19 protein-coding genes are annotated in these 16,456 nt (G+C 53.9%); 7 read left to right on the plus strand and 12 right to left on the minus strand.

The window, feature by feature from the left end; translation table 11 throughout:
• On the plus strand, window positions 1-259 hold a 259-nt coding region (locus tag IV433_RS26095; protein ID WP_229893190.1), incomplete at its 5' end, for a hypothetical protein.
• A 398-nt stretch (window positions 260-657) separates the two neighbouring features.
• On the opposite strand, the gene IV433_RS03190 is transcribed toward IV433_RS26095, so the two are convergent.
• From IV433_RS03190 to IV433_RS03200, 3 genes are read right to left on the minus strand one after another with little or no spacing between them, the layout of a single operon-like run.
• Entirely contained in the window at window positions 658-885 is a 228-nt protein-coding gene (locus IV433_RS03190) for a non-oxidative hydroxyarylic acid decarboxylases subunit D (RefSeq protein ID WP_152326782.1), read from the minus strand.
• A 29-nt stretch (window positions 886-914) separates the two neighbouring features.
• A complete protein-coding gene (locus IV433_RS03195; protein WP_152326781.1) occupies window positions 915-2,345 on the minus strand; it encodes a non-oxidative hydroxyarylic acid decarboxylases subunit C in 1,431 nt (476 codons plus the stop codon).
• 60 nt (window positions 2,346-2,405) lie between these two features.
• The gene (locus IV433_RS03200; RefSeq protein WP_195812976.1) at window positions 2,406-2,993 is read right to left on the minus strand and encodes a non-oxidative hydroxyarylic acid decarboxylases subunit B; all 588 of its coding nucleotides are present in this window, start codon (window positions 2,991-2,993) and stop codon (window positions 2,406-2,408) included.
• 155 nt (window positions 2,994-3,148) lie between these two features.
• Here IV433_RS03200 and IV433_RS03205 point away from each other — a divergent pair, with 155 nt between their 5' ends.
• Window positions 3,149-3,562: a MarR family winged helix-turn-helix transcriptional regulator gene (locus tag IV433_RS03205; RefSeq protein ID WP_195812977.1), complete on the plus strand. Its 414-nt coding sequence runs from the start codon at window positions 3,149-3,151 to the stop codon at window positions 3,560-3,562.
• 11 nt (window positions 3,563-3,573) lie between these two features.
• Window positions 3,574-4,107, plus strand: coding sequence for an isopentenyl-diphosphate Delta-isomerase (idi, locus tag IV433_RS03210; RefSeq protein ID WP_195812978.1), 534 nt, complete (start codon window positions 3,574-3,576; stop codon window positions 4,105-4,107).
• On the opposite strand, the gene IV433_RS03215 is transcribed toward idi, so the two are convergent.
• The 3 genes from IV433_RS03215 to IV433_RS03225 all read right to left on the minus strand — a co-directional run bounded on the left by IV433_RS03215 (window position 4,060) and on the right by IV433_RS03225 (window position 6,135).
• The gene (locus tag IV433_RS03215) at window positions 4,060-4,596 is read right to left on the minus strand and encodes a P-loop NTPase family protein (RefSeq protein ID WP_195812979.1); all 537 of its coding nucleotides are present in this window, start codon (window positions 4,594-4,596) and stop codon (window positions 4,060-4,062) included. The two genes, idi and IV433_RS03215, sit on opposite strands and share 48 nt — an antisense overlap.
• Before the next feature lie 256 nt (window positions 4,597-4,852).
• On the minus strand, window positions 4,853-5,128 hold the full coding sequence (locus IV433_RS03220; protein ID WP_195812980.1) for a cupin domain-containing protein: 276 nt from the start codon (window positions 5,126-5,128) through the stop codon (window positions 4,853-4,855).
• Between the two features lie 149 nt (window positions 5,129-5,277).
• Complete coding sequence (locus IV433_RS03225) at window positions 5,278-6,135, minus strand: SDR family oxidoreductase (RefSeq protein ID WP_195812981.1); 858 nt, start codon at window positions 6,133-6,135, stop codon at window positions 5,278-5,280.
• Between the two features lie 110 nt (window positions 6,136-6,245).
• On the opposite strand from IV433_RS03225, the gene IV433_RS03230 reads away from it, so the two are divergent.
• From IV433_RS03230 to IV433_RS03240, 3 genes are all read left to right on the plus strand, one after another.
• Window positions 6,246-6,665, plus strand: coding sequence for a winged helix-turn-helix transcriptional regulator (locus IV433_RS03230; RefSeq protein ID WP_195812982.1), 420 nt, complete (start codon window positions 6,246-6,248; stop codon window positions 6,663-6,665).
• Between the two features lie 114 nt (window positions 6,666-6,779).
• Entirely contained in the window at window positions 6,780-7,346 is a 567-nt protein-coding gene (locus tag IV433_RS03235) for an antibiotic biosynthesis monooxygenase (protein WP_195812983.1), read from the plus strand.
• Between the two features lie 14 nt (window positions 7,347-7,360).
• Complete coding sequence (locus IV433_RS03240) at window positions 7,361-9,232, plus strand: amidohydrolase (protein ID WP_195812984.1); 1,872 nt, start codon at window positions 7,361-7,363, stop codon at window positions 9,230-9,232.
• Between the two features lie 56 nt (window positions 9,233-9,288).
• On the opposite strand, the gene IV433_RS03245 is transcribed toward IV433_RS03240, so the two are convergent.
• From IV433_RS03245 to IV433_RS03270, 6 genes are all read right to left on the minus strand, one after another.
• On the minus strand, window positions 9,289-10,527 hold the full coding sequence (locus IV433_RS03245) for an MFS transporter (RefSeq protein WP_152326771.1): 1,239 nt from the start codon (window positions 10,525-10,527) through the stop codon (window positions 9,289-9,291).
• Between the two features lie 62 nt (window positions 10,528-10,589).
• Complete coding sequence (locus IV433_RS03250) at window positions 10,590-11,846, minus strand: ATP-grasp domain-containing protein (protein WP_195812985.1); 1,257 nt, start codon at window positions 11,844-11,846, stop codon at window positions 10,590-10,592.
• Between the two features lie 47 nt (window positions 11,847-11,893).
• Window positions 11,894-12,625 carry an SDR family NAD(P)-dependent oxidoreductase gene (locus IV433_RS03255; RefSeq protein ID WP_195812986.1) on the minus strand — a complete coding sequence of 244 codons (732 nt, stop codon included), beginning with the start codon at window positions 12,623-12,625 and terminating at the stop codon, window positions 11,894-11,896.
• On the minus strand, window positions 12,622-13,353 hold the full coding sequence (gene hilB, locus IV433_RS03260; RefSeq protein ID WP_195812987.1) for a 3(1)-hydroxy-L-isoleucine 4-dioxygenase HilB: 732 nt from the start codon (window positions 13,351-13,353) through the stop codon (window positions 12,622-12,624). The genes IV433_RS03255 and hilB overlap by 4 nt, the downstream gene beginning before the upstream one ends.
• A 62-nt stretch (window positions 13,354-13,415) precedes the next feature.
• The gene (gene hilA / locus IV433_RS03265; RefSeq protein ID WP_195812988.1) at window positions 13,416-14,309 is read right to left on the minus strand and encodes an L-isoleucine 3(1)-dioxygenase; all 894 of its coding nucleotides are present in this window, start codon (window positions 14,307-14,309) and stop codon (window positions 13,416-13,418) included.
• Window positions 14,310-14,389: 80 nt separating this feature from the next.
• Complete coding sequence (locus IV433_RS03270) at window positions 14,390-15,361, minus strand: transporter substrate-binding domain-containing protein (RefSeq protein WP_195812989.1); 972 nt, start codon at window positions 15,359-15,361, stop codon at window positions 14,390-14,392.
• Window positions 15,362-15,438: 77 nt separating this feature from the next.
• On the opposite strand from IV433_RS03270, the gene IV433_RS03275 reads away from it, so the two are divergent.
• A complete protein-coding gene (locus IV433_RS03275) occupies window positions 15,439-16,401 on the plus strand; it encodes a LysR family transcriptional regulator (protein ID WP_229893191.1) in 963 nt (320 codons plus the stop codon).
• Window positions 16,402-16,456: the final 55 nt, after the last annotated feature.

Genomic DNA, 16,456 nt, shown 5'->3' on the forward strand with positions numbered 1-16,456 from the left:
GGCTCGCCGCCCAAACTGGCCCAAAGGGCGCGTTAACGCGCGCGCCCTCTGGACACCCGCGCTTTTTAACTGCGCGCTGCCGCTTGTAAAGTATGTTTCAGCAACTCCGGCTATTGCCGCAAACGCCGCCGCTGCGCGGTTCTCTCGCCTCGGGTTCGAACTTGCTCGAAAAATGACTCTCGCTGTTTCTCACCACTCACTCGACGTCGTTTTGAAAGCGGCCAAAGGCTATGTAATTCGGAGAATTTATGCAGGCTGATTTTGAATTGAAAAAGCCTCCAGCCGCTTTCAGAAAGCTTGCTGAATGAGCGTTTCGAGACCGAAAGGCTTGAGACGAGCGAAGCGAGACAGCGTCACGAAGTGACGACCTGAAGGGTGAGGCCGCGGGCCGAGTAACACCGAAATGAAGGTACCGCGCAGCGGCAAGTTTTCGCGGCAATAACAAGAGGTACTGGAACATAGCCAGCCAGCGGCAGCGCGCCGTAGAAAATGCGGGGAGTTCAAAGAGGGAGGCGCTTTCCTCCCTCTTTGTCGGTTTCGGCGCGAGTCGCTGAGCGATCACCGCAATTGAAAAACCGAAACTTACACCAAGCTGGCGCTTAAAGCCTGTTTGGGCGGCGAGCCCAAGGTCTTGCGGGTTTGGGCAGCAGCCCAATACTATTCCCCTAAAAGCGGCGGCACCGACGGCACCATCGGTGCATTATCTATATCCGCCTGCGTCATCCGGAACGCCTCCGGGTAATGCTCCCGGCTGGTGCGCCGTAACGGCTCCGTTGACCGCCAGGTGTATAAACAACGCTGGCACTGATGTACCGTCCAGACCCCTTTCACCGGCGATACCGCCATCAGCTCGATATGCTCACCGGCACAACGTGGACAAATCATAATCACTCCTTAACTCAGTCAGTTAATGCTCAGGCCTGACGGCCCGCCAGCAGGGAATTTAGTTTCACAACCCAGTCTTTGGTTTCCGGTAAATCACGGACCGGCTGGCTGTAATGCCCGCGGTTATCCGGCGCGACCGGCGTGGTGGCATCAATGATCAGCTTGTCGGTGATCCCCGCGGGAGAAGAACCCGGATCCAGCTCCAGCACGGACATGTTCGGCAACTGAACCAGATCGCCCGCCGGATTGACTTTCGCGGAAAGCGCCCACATCACCTGCGGCAGGTTGAACGGGTCGACGTCCTCATCCACCATAATCACCATTTTCACGTAGCCCAGCCCGTGCGGCGTGGTCATGGCGCGTAAACCGACCGCGCGCGCAAATCCGCCATAGCGTTTCTTGGTGGAAATGATCGCCAGCAGCCCGTGCGTGTACATGGCGTTAACCGCCTGCACTTCCGGGAATTCGGCTTTGAGTTGCTGATACAGCGGCACGCAGGTCGCCGGGCCCATCAGGTAATCGATTTCGGTCCATGGCATCCCGAGATACAGGGATTCGAATACCGGTTTGGTGCGGTACGACACTTTATCAATGCGCACCACGGTCATGTTGCGGCCACCGGAATAGTGCCCGGTGAACTCCCCGAACGGCCCTTCGATTTCACGTTTACGGCCTTCGATAACGCCTTCGAGGATCACTTCTGAACCCCACGGCACGTCGAAACCGGTCAGCGGCGCGGTGGCGATCGGGTACGGCGCCTGACGCAGCGCACCGGCCATTTCATATTCTGACTGGTCGTATTTCAGCGGTGTTGCGCCCATCAGCGTAATGATCGGGTCGTTGCCCAGCGTGATAACAATCGGTAAATCTTCGCCGCGCTCTTCGGCTTTATGCAGATGCAGCGCGATATCGTGCATCGGCACCGGCTGCAGGCCAAGTTTGCGTTTGCCCTTCACTTCCATCCGGTAAATGCCGACATTTTGTTTGTCAAAACTGTCCGGATCGGTCGGGTCGCGGGAAACGACGCAGGCTTTGTCGAGATAGAAACCACCGTCGCCGTCGTTCAGGCGGAAAAGCGGCAGGATGTCGAACAGGTTAATGTCTTCGCCATCGACGGTGTTTTGCGCCCACGGCGGATTATCGCGTCGCTCCGGTTTCACCGGGAAGGTATCCCAGCGGCGGATGTATTCGGCAATCTGTTCGTTGGTCGATGTATTGGGCGGCAACCCCATCGCAATCGCATGGTTTTGCCAGGAGCCTAGCGTATTCAGGGCGATACGGGCGTCGGTAAACCCTTCCACATTGTCAAAATACAGCGCGGGCGCGCCTTCGCCGATACGACCGGTGGCGTTCGCCGCCGCGGCCAGATCAGGCTCTGCTTTCACCTGTTCGGTGATTTTCAGCAGTTGTCCGTTTTCATCCAGTGCGCTCATAAAGCTGCGCAGATCATCAAAAGCCATCTCGACTCTCCTGTTTCGGTTGAAGGATTACTACGTGTTTTAGAACTTAGAAATTGAACGCTACAACGTGACGTCGTCACTTTTTGGCGATAGCCCGGCCCAGCGTTTTGCGCGGTGATATTCAAGGCCAAACTGGTCAAGCACGCGGGTCACGATATGGTCGGTAACATCCTGAATTGTCTCGGGATGGTTATAATAGGCAGGCATCGGCGGCACGATCGCCGCGCCCATTTGCGACAGCGCGAGCAGGTTTTCGAGGTGAATGGTGCTGAGCGGTGTTTCACGCGGAACCAGCACCAGTTTGCGGTTTTCTTTCAGCACGACATCCGCCGCACGGCCGACCAGCCCTTCGGCATAACCGGCGCGGATCCCGGCCAGCGTTTTCATGCTGCACGGAATAATAATCATGCCGTCGGTTTTGAATGAACCGGAGGATATCGTGGCCGCCTGATCGGCAGAATTGTGCGTAAAATCAGCCATTTCAGCGACTTCACGAGCGGTATACGGGGTTTCCAGTTCAATGGTGGTTTTCGCCCATTTCGACATCACCAGGTGCGTTTCTACTCCGTCGATTTCCCGCAGCGCTTTCAGCAGCGTGACGCCCAAAGGTGCGCCCGTCGCGCCGGTCATCCCCACAATCAGTCTCATACCACCCTCACTCACGTTGGCCTTTTTGAATATATTGTTCGTATACGAACTATTTTTACCTTATACTCATTTTCAAATCCCCGCAATGGTCTGTCGCATTCGAGATCCATAGATTGCTAAGATAGGGCGAAACCATAAGAAAGCCGGGAACGATGATGAGCACACAATTGAGACAGGAAGCCTTTCACTTAATGCGTAAGGTTTTCCAGCAACACACCGCGAGATGGCAGCAATGCATTCCGGATCTGACCAAACCTCAGTACGCGGTATTGCGCTCAATTGCTGAAAACCCGGGCATTGAACAGGTTCAGCTGACCGACGTTGCCATCAGCAGCAAGGCCACGCTGACGGAAATGCTTTCACGACTTGAGTCGCGCGGTTTGTTAATCCGTGAGGCGGATCCGGCGGACAAACGCCGGCGTTTTATTACCCTGACCGGGGAAGGAAAAGCGGTTCTGGCCAAAACCCAGCCGCTCGGCCAGCAGGTAGACACTGAGTTTTTGGCAAGACTTTCTCCTGATGATCAACAGCATTTGGTTCGCCTGTTGAAAGCGATGATGGAGGAGTAACGGAGAGTTTTATGATTGAAGAAGTCGTGTTGCTTGATGTTAAAAATCAACCGGCCGGTACCATGGATAAAGCGCTGGTGCACAACGCTCAGACGCCATTGCATCTGGCTTTTTCCTGCTACATCCACAACGATCGCGGCGAGTTGCTGATCACGCGCCGCTCCCTGAACAAAATCGCGTGGCCCGGTGTCTGGACGAACTCTGCCTGCGGGCACCCGCTTCCCGGCGAATCATTGCAGGCAGCCGTTTACCGTCGATGCCAGTATGAACTGGGTTTATCGGTTGAAAAAATCACCTCGCTGATCGGAGAATTCCAGTACATCGCGACCGATGCTTCCGGGATTGTCGAGAACGAATTCTGCCCGATTTTTTCCGCATTTTGCCGTAAGGCTCCCGAGCCACGCGACACGGAAGTCATGGATTATCAATGGGTAAAGCCGGAAGATTTGCTGAACGGCGTGCGTGCAACACCCTGGGCGTTCAGCCCGTGGATGGTGTTACAGCTGGGTCAGATTACGGAGAAAAACCTGAGCCTGCTGGGGTGAACGTAAACGCACAAAACGAACATGCTGCCAGTCAGGATCCACCAGCAATGCCTGATACTGGCGGCGGTTTTTGGCGAAGGTTTTCAGCGTCCACAAAATAATGGAATCCCGGCTGAAAAAGCTTTTGCGAAACGTCTCACGATTTCCCGTTCCAGCCCAAATTTCCTGCTTGCGCCATGCGCGTGTGGCGGCACGTTTCACCGCCTGAAATAGCGTCCGCCCGAACGAGTAGTCCACCCAAATAATCAGATCGATTTCCCGCCATTTAACGGGCTGCGTGCGTTTATAATTGCCGTCCAGCACCCAGCCTTCGCTGGCGGAGAGCCTTTCGCCCAGCCGGGCGAAAAATTCCTCATCCGGCGTGCCCTGCCAGTCTGCCCGCCAGAACAATGCGTCCAGTTCGATATACGGAATATTCAGCTTCTGAGAAATCCCGCGCGCCAGTGTTGATTTCCCGCTTCCGCTGGTACCAATGACATTGATTTTCACTGAAGAATTCTCCGCTCGCTGTTTTTCTCGCCAAAAAGGGCGCGTATTCTGCCGCGAAATTAACCTGTTGTATAGCGAGGGAACGTTGAAAATTTGTTGCCACATTTAGCAGAAAACAGATTGTTCCTACACACAAACGTCACATTAAATGATTATTATAAAGCTCATCTGTAGCCTGCTACAGTCGATTTAAGGTTTCCCCTTGTAACTCATTCCAATGCCCGTTTCCCCTGACGGGCATTCTTTTATCTGCGATTTACTGCAAACTTTTACGCCCTGAAAGGTAGCGGACGCCCTGATCGCCGAACTCTTCCTCGTGCATTTCATTGGGCTGAAGATGAAAAATCTCCCCGGTGCAATAGGTTCTGAGCCCGTTTTGGGTGGTGATAGTGATTTCGCCGCTGAGGATAAAAGCCATGGCTTCGAACGGGTGAGCGTGTTTTTCAAGACGGATTAGCGGTTCCCGCTCGACCAGCACCGGCTCGTCAAAACCATTATCGATGAGCAGCAGTCTGAATTCATTTTCTGTCATAAGATCACCTGAGTATTTATGCGGACTTTCTGATAATACCAGATGGTGTTGCGCTTAACAGACGGCGGGAACAGGGATCAGGAAGAAAGATAAACGGCCCGCAAAATTGCAGGCCGCTGAGTCACAGATAATGAACAACATTTAACAAATCAGAGCGCTTTCAGCGTCGCGGCAATCACGTCTTTTGCCGGTGTTGTCGGGCGACCAATCAGTTTGCTCAATGTATGAGAATCATCAAACAGACCGCCTTTTGCCGCGCCCGCATCAGAATCTGCCAGCATATTCGCCAGCCAGTCCGGCAAACCTGCGCCGATCAGCGCTTTCGCAAATTCCGCTTCCGGCAGATTAACGTAATCCACTTTTTTACCGGACTGTTTCGCGATTTCTGCGGAGAATTCAGCCAGCGTATACGCCTCATCACCGGCTAATTCGTAAACTTTACCCGCCTGATTATCGAGCGTCAGCACTGCGGCGGCGGCTTCGGCATAATCCTGACGTGCGGCAGAAGCAATACGCCCTTCGCCGACAGCGCCGATAAACGCATTGTGTGCCAGTGCAGGCGCCACGCTTGCCGCGTAGTTTTCGGTGTACCAGCCGTTGCGCAGCAGAACGTGAGGCACGCCGGATTCGCTCAGTGCTTTTTCCGTCGCGCGGTGTTCCACGCCCAGGCCCAGCGGGCTTTTGTCTGCATGCAGCAGGCTGGTGTATGCCAGCAATTTAACGCCTGCGCGTTTCGCAGCGGCAATCACCGCGTTGTGCTGCGCTTCACGCTGACCAACTTCGCTGGATGAAATCAGCAGCAGTTTCTCAACGCCTTTAAACGCGGAATCCAATGTTGCAGGCTGGCTGTAATCGGCCTGACGCACTTCCACACCTAAATCAGCCAGGTCTTTGGCTTTTTCCGGGCTGCGCACGGCAGCAATAATCTGGTTAGCAGGCACTTTCTTCAAAAGTGCGGCAATAACGAGGCGGCCTAACTGGCCGGTAGCACCGGTGATTGCAATCATTTTGTTTCTCCAAAAAGTATTTTATTCAACATGAGGCCCGAAAGACGCTGGCTCTGAAAACATCCTATGCGATATACTAACTTTTCGTAAGTACGCACCAAAAGGTTAGTATGAAAATAATTCCTTCCGACAAAACGACTGAGCGCCTTCCCCTCACGGAACAGATCCGCCGGGGCGAAGTGCTCGACCCAAACTGCCCTTCCCGCGAAATCCTCCGGCACATCACCAGCCGCTGGGGTTTACTGATTTTGCTCGCCCTGAGTGACGAAACGCTGCGTTTCAGCGAACTGCGCCGCAAAGTCGGGGGCGTCAGTGAGAAAATGCTGGCGCAGACGTTGCAGTCGTTAGAAGAAGATGGCTTTGTTGACCGCCGTTCATTCCCGGTCGTACCGCCGCACGTTGAGTATAGTCTGACCCCGCTGGGTATTGAGGTGAAGGATCAGGTTTCCGGGCTGGCGAACTGGCTGGAATCGAATTTGCACCGCGTTATGAAGCAGCGCAGCCTGCGCGTGGTCGGGGAAAATGAGTAACAAAAAAACTTAACAAGAAGGCCAAAATTCTCGCCTATCATTGATTCAACTCGCCAACTAATATCATTTCATTGATTCGATAAATGATTTTATTTTCAACAGGTGAGGTGGTTAATGTCCCAGTCTCAAACCCACAAGCAGCACGTCACGCTTGTCATTACGCACAAAGTTGCGCCTGCCCGTGAAGCAGAGTACGAAACCTGGCTGAATAAAATCATGCCGCAGGCGAGTACCTTTCCGGGCCATCTGGGCGTCAACGTTATCCGTCCGAGCCGCAGCGGCGATGCCTACACCATTCTGGTGCGCTTCGACACGCTGGAAAATCTCAACGCCTGGCACAAATCAGACCTGCGCAAACAGCTGGTGGATGAAGTCAGCCCGCTGCTTTTACAAAGCGACAGCACGGAAGTGCGTCCCGGCGCCGAATTCTGGTTCACCCCGCCCAGCGCCACCGTTCGTCCTCCGGCACGCTGGAAGCAATATCTGCTGACCCTGCTGGTAATTTACCCGTCGACGCACATCGTTCCCTGGTTTTGGGGTCTCCTTTTGCCGCAGCTCAAAGGCACGGAGGGCGGCCATTTACTCAATGACGCGTCCGTCGTTGCGCTGGTGGTATTCCTCTGGATGCCGATTATTACCCGAGTTTTCCATTCATGGCTGACGCGCACAACCGCGCAATGACAGGAGCTTTTCCAATGACTCATTTCGCTTCCCTGATCTTAACCAACGGTAAATTCCACACCGTCGACCGCGAAAAACCGCTGGCGAACGCTGTGGCAATTAAAGACGGCAAATTCCTTGCCGTCGGCACAGAAAATGAAGTGATGCAGTTCGCCGATGCGGGTACGCAGGTGATTGATTTGCAAGGTCACACGGCGGTTCCCGGCCTTAATGACTCGCACCTTCACCTGATCCGCGGCGGTCTGAATTACAATCTGGAATTACGCTGGGAAGGCGTGCCTTCTCTGGCCGATGCGCTGCGGATGCTCAAAGATCAGGCCATGCGCACGCCAGGCCCGCAGTGGGTTCGCGTCGTGGGCGGCTGGACTGAATTTCAGTTCGCCGAACGCCGCATGCCCACGCTGGATGAAATCAATCAGGCCGCGCCGGATACGCCGGTTTTCATCCTGCATCTTTATGACCGCGCCCTGCTAAACCGCGCCGCGCTGAAAGTGGTCGGCTATACCAAGGACACGCCAAACCCGCCGGGCGGCGAAATTCAGCGTGACAGCAACGGCAACCCGACGGGCATGCTGATTGCCAAACCCAACGCGATGATTTTGTACTCGACGCTGGCAAAAGGGCCAAAACTGCCGCTGGAACAACAGGTGAACTCCACGCGCCAGTTTATGCGCGAACTGAACCGTCTCGGGCTGACCAGCGCCATCGATGCGGGCGGCGGCTTCCAGAACTATCCTGAGGATTATCAGATCATTGATGAACTTCATCAGAAAAATCAGCTGACCGTGCGCATCGCCTACAACCTGTTTACCCAGCGTCCGCAGCATGAGCTGGATGATTTCAAACTGTGGACCGACATGCTCAAACCCGGTCAGGGCACGGATTTCTACCGTCATAACGGCGCAGGCGAAATGTTAGTGTTTTCGGCGGCAGATTTTGAAGATTTCCTGCAACCGCGCCCGGATTTACCGCCGGGTACGGAAATTGAGCTTGAGCGCGTGGTGCGTCATCTGGTCGAGCACCGCTGGCCATTCCGCCTGCACGCCACATATGACGAATCCATCAGCCGCATGCTGGATGTGTTTGAGAAAGTGAACAGCGATATTCCGTTTAACGGCCTGCACTGGTTCTTTGACCACGCAGAAACCATCACCGAACGTAATATTGAGCGCGTCAAAGCGCTGGGCGGCGGGATTGCGGTGCAGCACCGCATGGCATTCCAGGGGGAATATTTCGCTGAGCGCTACGGCCTTGAAGCCACCAAACACACCCCGCCGGTGGCGAAAATGTTGTCCGCCGGTTTACCGGTCGGGCTGGGCACCGATGCCACCCGTGTGGCCAGTTATAACCCGTGGACGGCACTCTACTGGCTGGTTTCCGGCCGCACGGTCGGCGGAATGGCGATGTACGATGACGACGCAAGAATCGATCGCGAAACCGCGCTGATGTTGTGGACGCAGGGCAGCTCGTGGTTCTCCAGCGAGCAGGGCAAAAAAGGCCAAATCAAAGCCGGGCAGCTGGCGGATCTGGCGGTGCTTTCTGAAGATTTCTTCAGCGTGCCGGAAGAACGCATCAAAGGCATTGAATCGGTGATGACGGTAGTAGACGGCAAAGTGGTGTACGCCGCGGGTGGATTCTCACCGCTTTCACCGCCAGCTATCCCGGTTCTGCCGGACTGGTCGCCGGTCACCACCGTGCCGGGGCATTACCGCTCCGCACCTCCGCAAGGTACGGCACGCGTCGGGCTCGTTCGTCAGGCTCATCAGTGCGTCGGCCCTTGCGGCGTGCATAAACACAGCCACGACATCGCCCGCGGATCCGACGTTCCGGTCTCTGACGACAACGCCTTCTGGGGCGCACTTGGGTGTTCGTGCTTCTCTTTCTGAGGGTGTTGTTTTAGCAAATACACCCCTTACCCGGCCGGGTAAGGGGTAATCCTTTTTTAAACCTGCGGCTGCGCAATCACCGGCGGTAACCAGCTGCGGTAGCCAAAGGCGCGGCGACCGACGACGATCAGCACCAGCCCTAATGCCAGCGCGAAAGCCAGGATAATGGCGATGATTTGCAGCGGCATAAAACTGCCCGCCAGCGCCGTTACCGCCAGACCACTGACCGGCACCGAACACATATTCATCAGACCAATCAGCCCCATCGTTTTGCCCAGATGCTCTTGGGGAATAATCTGGCTGCGTAAGGTGCGCAGGTAAACGCTGAATGCGCCGTCGAAAGCCATCAGCACCGCATAACCCACCAGATACATCGCGAAATCGAGTGACAGCGACATCAGCGCACCAGACAAAATCATCCCGCAAAATGACAGCGTTCCCAGCGTCGAGAGGCCAAAGCGTTTGGCAATACGCGGCACAAAGATAAACGTCACAATGGTGACCAGCGCGGCGGACGTTTGTAATACGCCAAAATAGCTTTCCGGCAGGTGGAATTCTTTCAGAATCACCGCCGCACTCACCACCAGCGCCGCCCCGTAAACCAGATTCACCACCCAGGTTAGCGCACACAGATGCAGCAGGATTTTATTCTGCTTAAGCACCTGAATCGCCGTCAGGTTCGATTCCACAATTGAGCGGAAACTCATCTTCTCAGCAACCACCAGATCGTGTGTTTCGAGGAACAAATAGTTGATGGCCGAGATGGCAAACAGCACGGCGGCACAGGCTAAAATTGCCCCGACGCCGCCGTACACAGAAATAGCTACCGCCAGCGCTGGGCCGAGCACTTGCGTAATCTGATCAACGCCTTGCAGCATGGAATGCGCTTTCGGCAACGTACTGGCCGGAATATGGCGCGGCAACAGCGCCTCAGTGGCAACAAAGTTCAGCACATAGGCGACTGACAGCAGTGCCATCATGACGGCCAGCACCGGGAACGTGGCGCTCGGGTGAAAAGTCAGAGTCAGGAAGGCCACCACCATCAGTACCGAACGCCCTGCTTCCACGTTGAAGAAGATAAAACGCGGTTTGATACGGTCTGCCAGAAAACCAGACAGCGGGAAAAACAGAATGCGCGGCAGCCATTCAATGACGAAAGCCAGCGACGAAAAGGTCAGGGATCCGGTGGCTTTCAGAATCGCCAGCGGCACGGCAAACAGCAGGAACTGATCGCACAGTGACCCGGCAAAGCGGGAAAAGACAAAACGTTTTAATCCAAAACGATCACTGTTCATATCATCACTATCCTTAAAAGAGTTCAGGGGCCACCGGCACAGGCGCGGCGGCCCGGTTAATATCAGGCCTGACGAAGCGTAAACAGCGAACGCGCGTACTGATCGGCAATCGTTAAATGCTCATCAAATCCCGGTTCCGCTGCACGCTGTGGCCAGAAATACTCCACCGAACCTTCGCGGGTTTTCCATGACACCAGCTTTTTCGACGTATCCAGCGGCTTAGCCGTGACCTGCATATTCACTACGTGGTCTGGCAGGCTGGCGGGCAAAGTGACTTTTTCAATCACGCCTTCGTCGGCTTTAATAAAAGCAACAGCGCTCAGACCGCGGGGCTTCAGGGTGTCAGGCAGGGGTTTCAGTTTGTTCAGATGGCTGAGCACGTGCAGTTCATAAGGATTGATGCCGTAGGTTCTTTCCACCAGATCCATGATGGTGTCGCCACCGGTGCGCGCCCCCACTTCAATGATTTTGATTTCATTCGTCGGCGTAATACGCGCTTCAAAGTGCGCCACGCCGTAGCGGATCCCCAGCGCATGGCAGGCACGTTCGGCGATATCACGCAGTTTCTGATTGTCACTGTGCAGCGACGGCATGCTGTGGCCCACTTCCACGAAATTCGGCTCTTCGCCCAGGTATTTGTCGGTCACGGCCATCGCGCGATGATAGTCGCCCTGATTGATCACCTCGACGCTGACTTCCTGCCAGGCCGGAACATATTCCTCGACCTGGAAGAGGTCTTCCGGCGCAAAAGATTCCCCGTTCAGTGAAATCACATCGGTCACACATTTGCCGAATACCTCTTCGATTTCATCTTCACGGCTGATTTTTAATACGCCCAGGCTGCCCGCCATTTCACGTGGTTTAATCACCACCGGTAGACCAATCTCAGCGATCAGTTTTTTGAGTTCGTTTAAGGTACGAAACGCCGCGAAGCGGGGCACCGGCAGGCCAGCAGCTTGCAGGATCTGCTTCATGACAAATTTGTCGCGGCAGTTGGTGATCGTCTGGCTGTCGTTCCCGTGCAGCTGGTAATGCTCAGTCAGCAGGCTGGCGGCGCGCACGGTGAAATCGTTCATCGGGATCACCGCCGCAGGGGTTTCACCGGTCTTGCGTTCGTGGTCCAGGACCGCGCAAAGTACAGCTTCAGCATCGGCCACGTCGCCCGGCAAAAAGCCGTCGAAGAATTTGATTGTCGGCGTGGTGCGGTTTTTCGCCATAGTCAGAACCCGCATGCCGCCAGAAGCCCGCAGGGCACCGGCTAAAACACGCTCACGTAAAGCAAATTCACCGCCGAGGATCAGAATATAGGTGTTGTTCATGTTAAAACTCCTGCAAGTCATAAGTGGCCGTTATGCTGGCCATCGGATTAAAGCTCTTTACCAATCGTCCAGCCGCCATCAATCACCAGTGTGGAACCGGTCACAAATCGCGCTTCCGGCGAGGTGAGATACATCGCCGCTTGTGCCACATCCTGCGTTTCGCCCAGCACAGGCAGGTACTGACCGCGCTGGATCTTCTCCATCTGCGCCGGGTTGTCGTAATAAGGCTCGGTCAGCGGCGTGCGGATAACGCCGGGCGCAATGGCATTCACCCGGATCTGATGCCTGCCGTATTCGAGCGCCAGTTGTTTCGTCAGGCCGATCACCGCGTGTTTTGATGAGACATACGCGGTGCGATCCGGCTCGCCCATCAGCCCCGATACCGAGGCGATATTGACGGCATTGCCCGGTAAGTTCTGACGAACCAGTTGCTGGCAGAAGGCACGCCCGGCAACGAAACTGGCGGTCACGTTGACGGCAAAAACGCGTTCCCACAGCGACAGCGATAATTCATCAATGCGGCAGATTTCGCGGGTGCCGGCACAGTTGATTAAGACGTTATTGCCGCTGGCGTACTCTGCCGTTTCAAACAGGGCATCGAGGCGTACGGAGTCGGTAATATCCAGCTGATGGTGAGAGTAGTCAGGCTCATCGGTGAAAACGGACGGGGCGCAGTCAATGCCTTCGACCACGTAACCGGCTGCCAGATAAGCCGCCACCATCGACCTGCCGATCCCACTGGATGCGCCAGTGATAAAAGCTTTATGGTTCAGGCTCATGCGGCCTCTCCTTCAGTGCGCTGGAACGTGACCAGGATGATGTCGCGCACGGCAGTCTCTCCGGGTTCGCGGCAACCGACCGGCGTCACGGCGTGATATTTGTCGTGATTCACCACCAGCGTGTCGAACAGGTTCTCAAGGCGCAGCACCCGCTCAATGTTTTTAGGGTTCGGCGCAATCAGATTGTCGCCACCCAGCATATTGGCGGAGGCATGGATGAGATGGACGAACACCACATCCTCATCATCTTTATGCAGCCACACGGGTGAGCTGTAGGCAGGTGCATCGCACTGCGCTTCGTAGCGAAACAGATGAATGCCGACGGTCAGTTCTTCCAGCGGCCCGATACGTTCATAGGCTTCAACAAAAGCGATATCGTCTTGCAAAATTGCCTGCATCAGACGGTTCGCGGTGATATTTTCCGGCAACAAAGGATATTGGCGAATAATGCCGCCGGTATCCGGATTGTATTTTTTAGTTTGCTTATAGGCTGTGAAATGACCAAAAAACAGTTTCCCCTCTGCGTCGCGACGGCATTGCGCATATCCGCGCCAGCGGTTGCCCGGAGAATAAGGATCCAGCGTCAGACTTTCGTACGCCAGTTTTAACTGTTCCAGATCCGAAAGAAAAATATCTTTATTTTCGTAATGGGTATCAGGCAACACCTGATAATAACTACCGGGAATAAAAGCGTATCCCTCGGCAGCAAGATGATTAACATGTTTCATATCAGACTCATTATTAATTCAGAATACAGAGAGAATAAATCGCCGTTGTTAATTCATTCCGATTATGTCCAATACACCACTTTGCTGTTATTAAGTCTGCCGATAAAGCGCCCGGCTGTAAGACGGCTTCCCTGACTCACACTGCTTACACCATGCAAATGACAGGCATTCATAAAGTAAATGTCACCGGCGTTCAGCTGCACGGATAACGACTCCACGCCCTGGAGCAGATGTGGCGGATACGGATAGCCGGTGTCCGTCACACCAAAGCGCGCACGGCAAAGTTCGTCCGGGTCGAGATTCCACATTTTCAGTTCGCCGCCGCCCTGCGCCGCTTCCAGACACACGTTGAAAGCAGTCACCGTCATTGCATCGGCAATTTCGAAATTATCCTGAAGCGCAAACTTAAGCTGAGCGCGGTCTTCATGCGGCATCAGTGACATGGCCCCGTTATCCAGCCAGCGGCGGAAAGTGGCAAAACAGGCGTAAGTATTTTTATAACGTGCCGGACCAAAGTGAATGCCTTCCTCAAGGAATAAATCTTCCAGCGTGCGGTTGAGGAACAGGGATTCTGTGGCATACGTGTCGGTCACTGACATCAGCTCGGCGACGCTGGCATTCACCCGGTTCACTTCCGCCATATATTGTTCGCCATTACGTGAGAACTGCGTGGCGCCAATCTGGTTGGTCAGCACAAAACCGTCATCCGCACGGTTTCCACCGCCGTTACGATTTACCATCTTATTGAAGTTTTCAGCTACATCCTGGCAAATCTTTTTATTCGCGAAATTACGAATAACATATAAAACATTGCCCTGATGATGTCCATGCAGAATAATATTTCTGATAACGCTGGCATCAACATTATCGGGTTGCGTCTCTAAATAACCGAAATTCTTTTTCACAGAGCCAGACAAAATAATCTCTTGCTGTTTTTCAGCCAATAGTTCACTCATGATGTTCCTGCCAAAGAATATTTAAAGGATGACCGCACGGAAATAACGTAATAAAATTAAGTATAAATATAAATCAGAGGCTATATAAACAAAGGCGAATACAACATCCCGCCCTGCGACCATAAATTATTATCCCGACGCGCCTGATTCAGTTCTGAGTATTTACCCAGATTGCGCTGGAATATCTCACCGTAGTTGCCTACCTGATGAATAATTTCGCGAATAAATTCAGGGCGCAGGCCCAGATTTTTACAATTCTGTTCTGACGGATACAGGAAGGTCTTAAGATAACCCGTCGCCTCCTGACTCATTTCATGAATATTTTTGCTGCTGACTTGCAGGTTTTCCGCTTCAATCAGCGCACGCATGACCCAGGTTACCGCTTTCAGCCACTGCGGATCATGCGATGCCACCGCCGGTGACATGGTTTCCAGTGAGATACGATCCTGCAAGATAATGTGCGCGTCTTTATCCTTCAGCTGAGCGCGTTCACCGGCCAGCAGATAGGAGTCGAGACAGTAGATATTGCATTCACCATGCTGATAAGCCTGGCGTGCCTGAGTCGGCGAATCAAACAGACTGATTTCGCAGGACAGGTTTAAATTTCCAAAATAACGCTTCAGATTTTCTTCGGTTGTCGAACCGCGCATCGCCGCTATCCGGCGCTTGCGGGTATAACTGGCCTGTTCAACCGGTTCGAGCAAATTACTGGCCGGCGTCATCAGCACTTCACCATCAAACAGCATCGGGTGAACAAAAGTGACCTCTGATTCCGCCTCACGCTGGAAGGTAATACTGGAATTGAACGAACCCAGATCAATCACACCATCACGCAGCGCCCGGAAACGGTCACCAGACTGCAAGGGCATGTAATGGATTTTTCCTGCATCGCCAAACACCGCGACCGCCACTGCCCGGGCTAAATCAATGTCGAACCCTTCCCAGCAATTCTTTATTGCGTTACGAAACGACAACCCTCTGAAACCCAGACTAACGCCAACATTTAGCACATCACGCTGGCGGATCATTTCAATTACCGTTTGGTTTGACATAGCTAACCCATTAAATAAATTGACTATTATGGTCGATTTGCACCAGATGAACCCTCTGTTGAACATCATACGGCTTGATGCTAATTTGGCTAGATATCCCAGAAACAAAAGAGCTATGCGTGAAGAACACAAGTGAGTTAGCAGAACTGCTTCCCAGTTTGTCCGTTTTTATTCAGGTGGTTGAAAAAGGGAGCTTTTCTTCGGCAGGACGTGAGACTTCGATGGCCCCCTCGTCAGTAAGCAGGATGATCGACAGGCTGGAGAAACGCCTCAATGTAGTGTTATTTACCCGCTCCACGCGATCGGTCACGACAACCGAGGTCGGGCTCGAGATTTACCGGCAGGCGCAGGCCGTATTATCCGCCACGCAGGCCCTCTTCTCTCAGGCAGACAGTTTCAGTGATACCCCTCAGGGTGTTTTGCGTATTACCGCGCCGAATACGCTGGGTAAAATCCTCCTTACCCCGTTTCTGCCCGCGTTTTTACGCCGTTACCCGGAGATCAACGTCGAGCTGACGTTGTCTGACCGGGTCAGTAATCTGGCGCAGGACGCTTACGACCTGGCACTGCGTGTCACCGAAAGCCCGCCGGAAAACATGGTGGCCCGCGCCCTGATGCCGATCGATTACGTATTAGTGTGTTCCGCGGATTACGACGAAGTCCTGCCGGATTTCCCCGCCGGACTCATCAAACACAACATTTTTTTCCCTGATGAACGGCAATTTCGCGGCGCATGGCGCTTCTGGCAAAATGAAATCATGGAAAGTGTGACGCTGGTTCCACGGCTGATGATCAATAACAGTGACGCCATGATCGACGCCATTCTGCAAGGCGTCGGCATAGCGCTGATTCCCACTTTTATCGCCAACCGGTATATCGCCAGCGGTAAATTGCGCCGCGTTTTACCTGACTGGCGCGTGGAAAACCCTCTCCCGCGCAACACCTACGCGATCACCCTGCCCAACAAACTCCTGCCGCTGAAAACGCGGGTGTTTATCGATGATTTTATGCAATGGATTAAAGCGGAAAGCCGGATTTAGGTCAGACGCAGGGCGCTTTTCGCAATCGCCAATATTCAGCTGACAGACAATATTT

The organism is Rahnella laticis (assembly GCF_015644585.1).
GTDB classification, from domain to species: Bacteria; Pseudomonadota; Gammaproteobacteria; order Enterobacterales; family Enterobacteriaceae; genus Rahnella; species Rahnella laticis.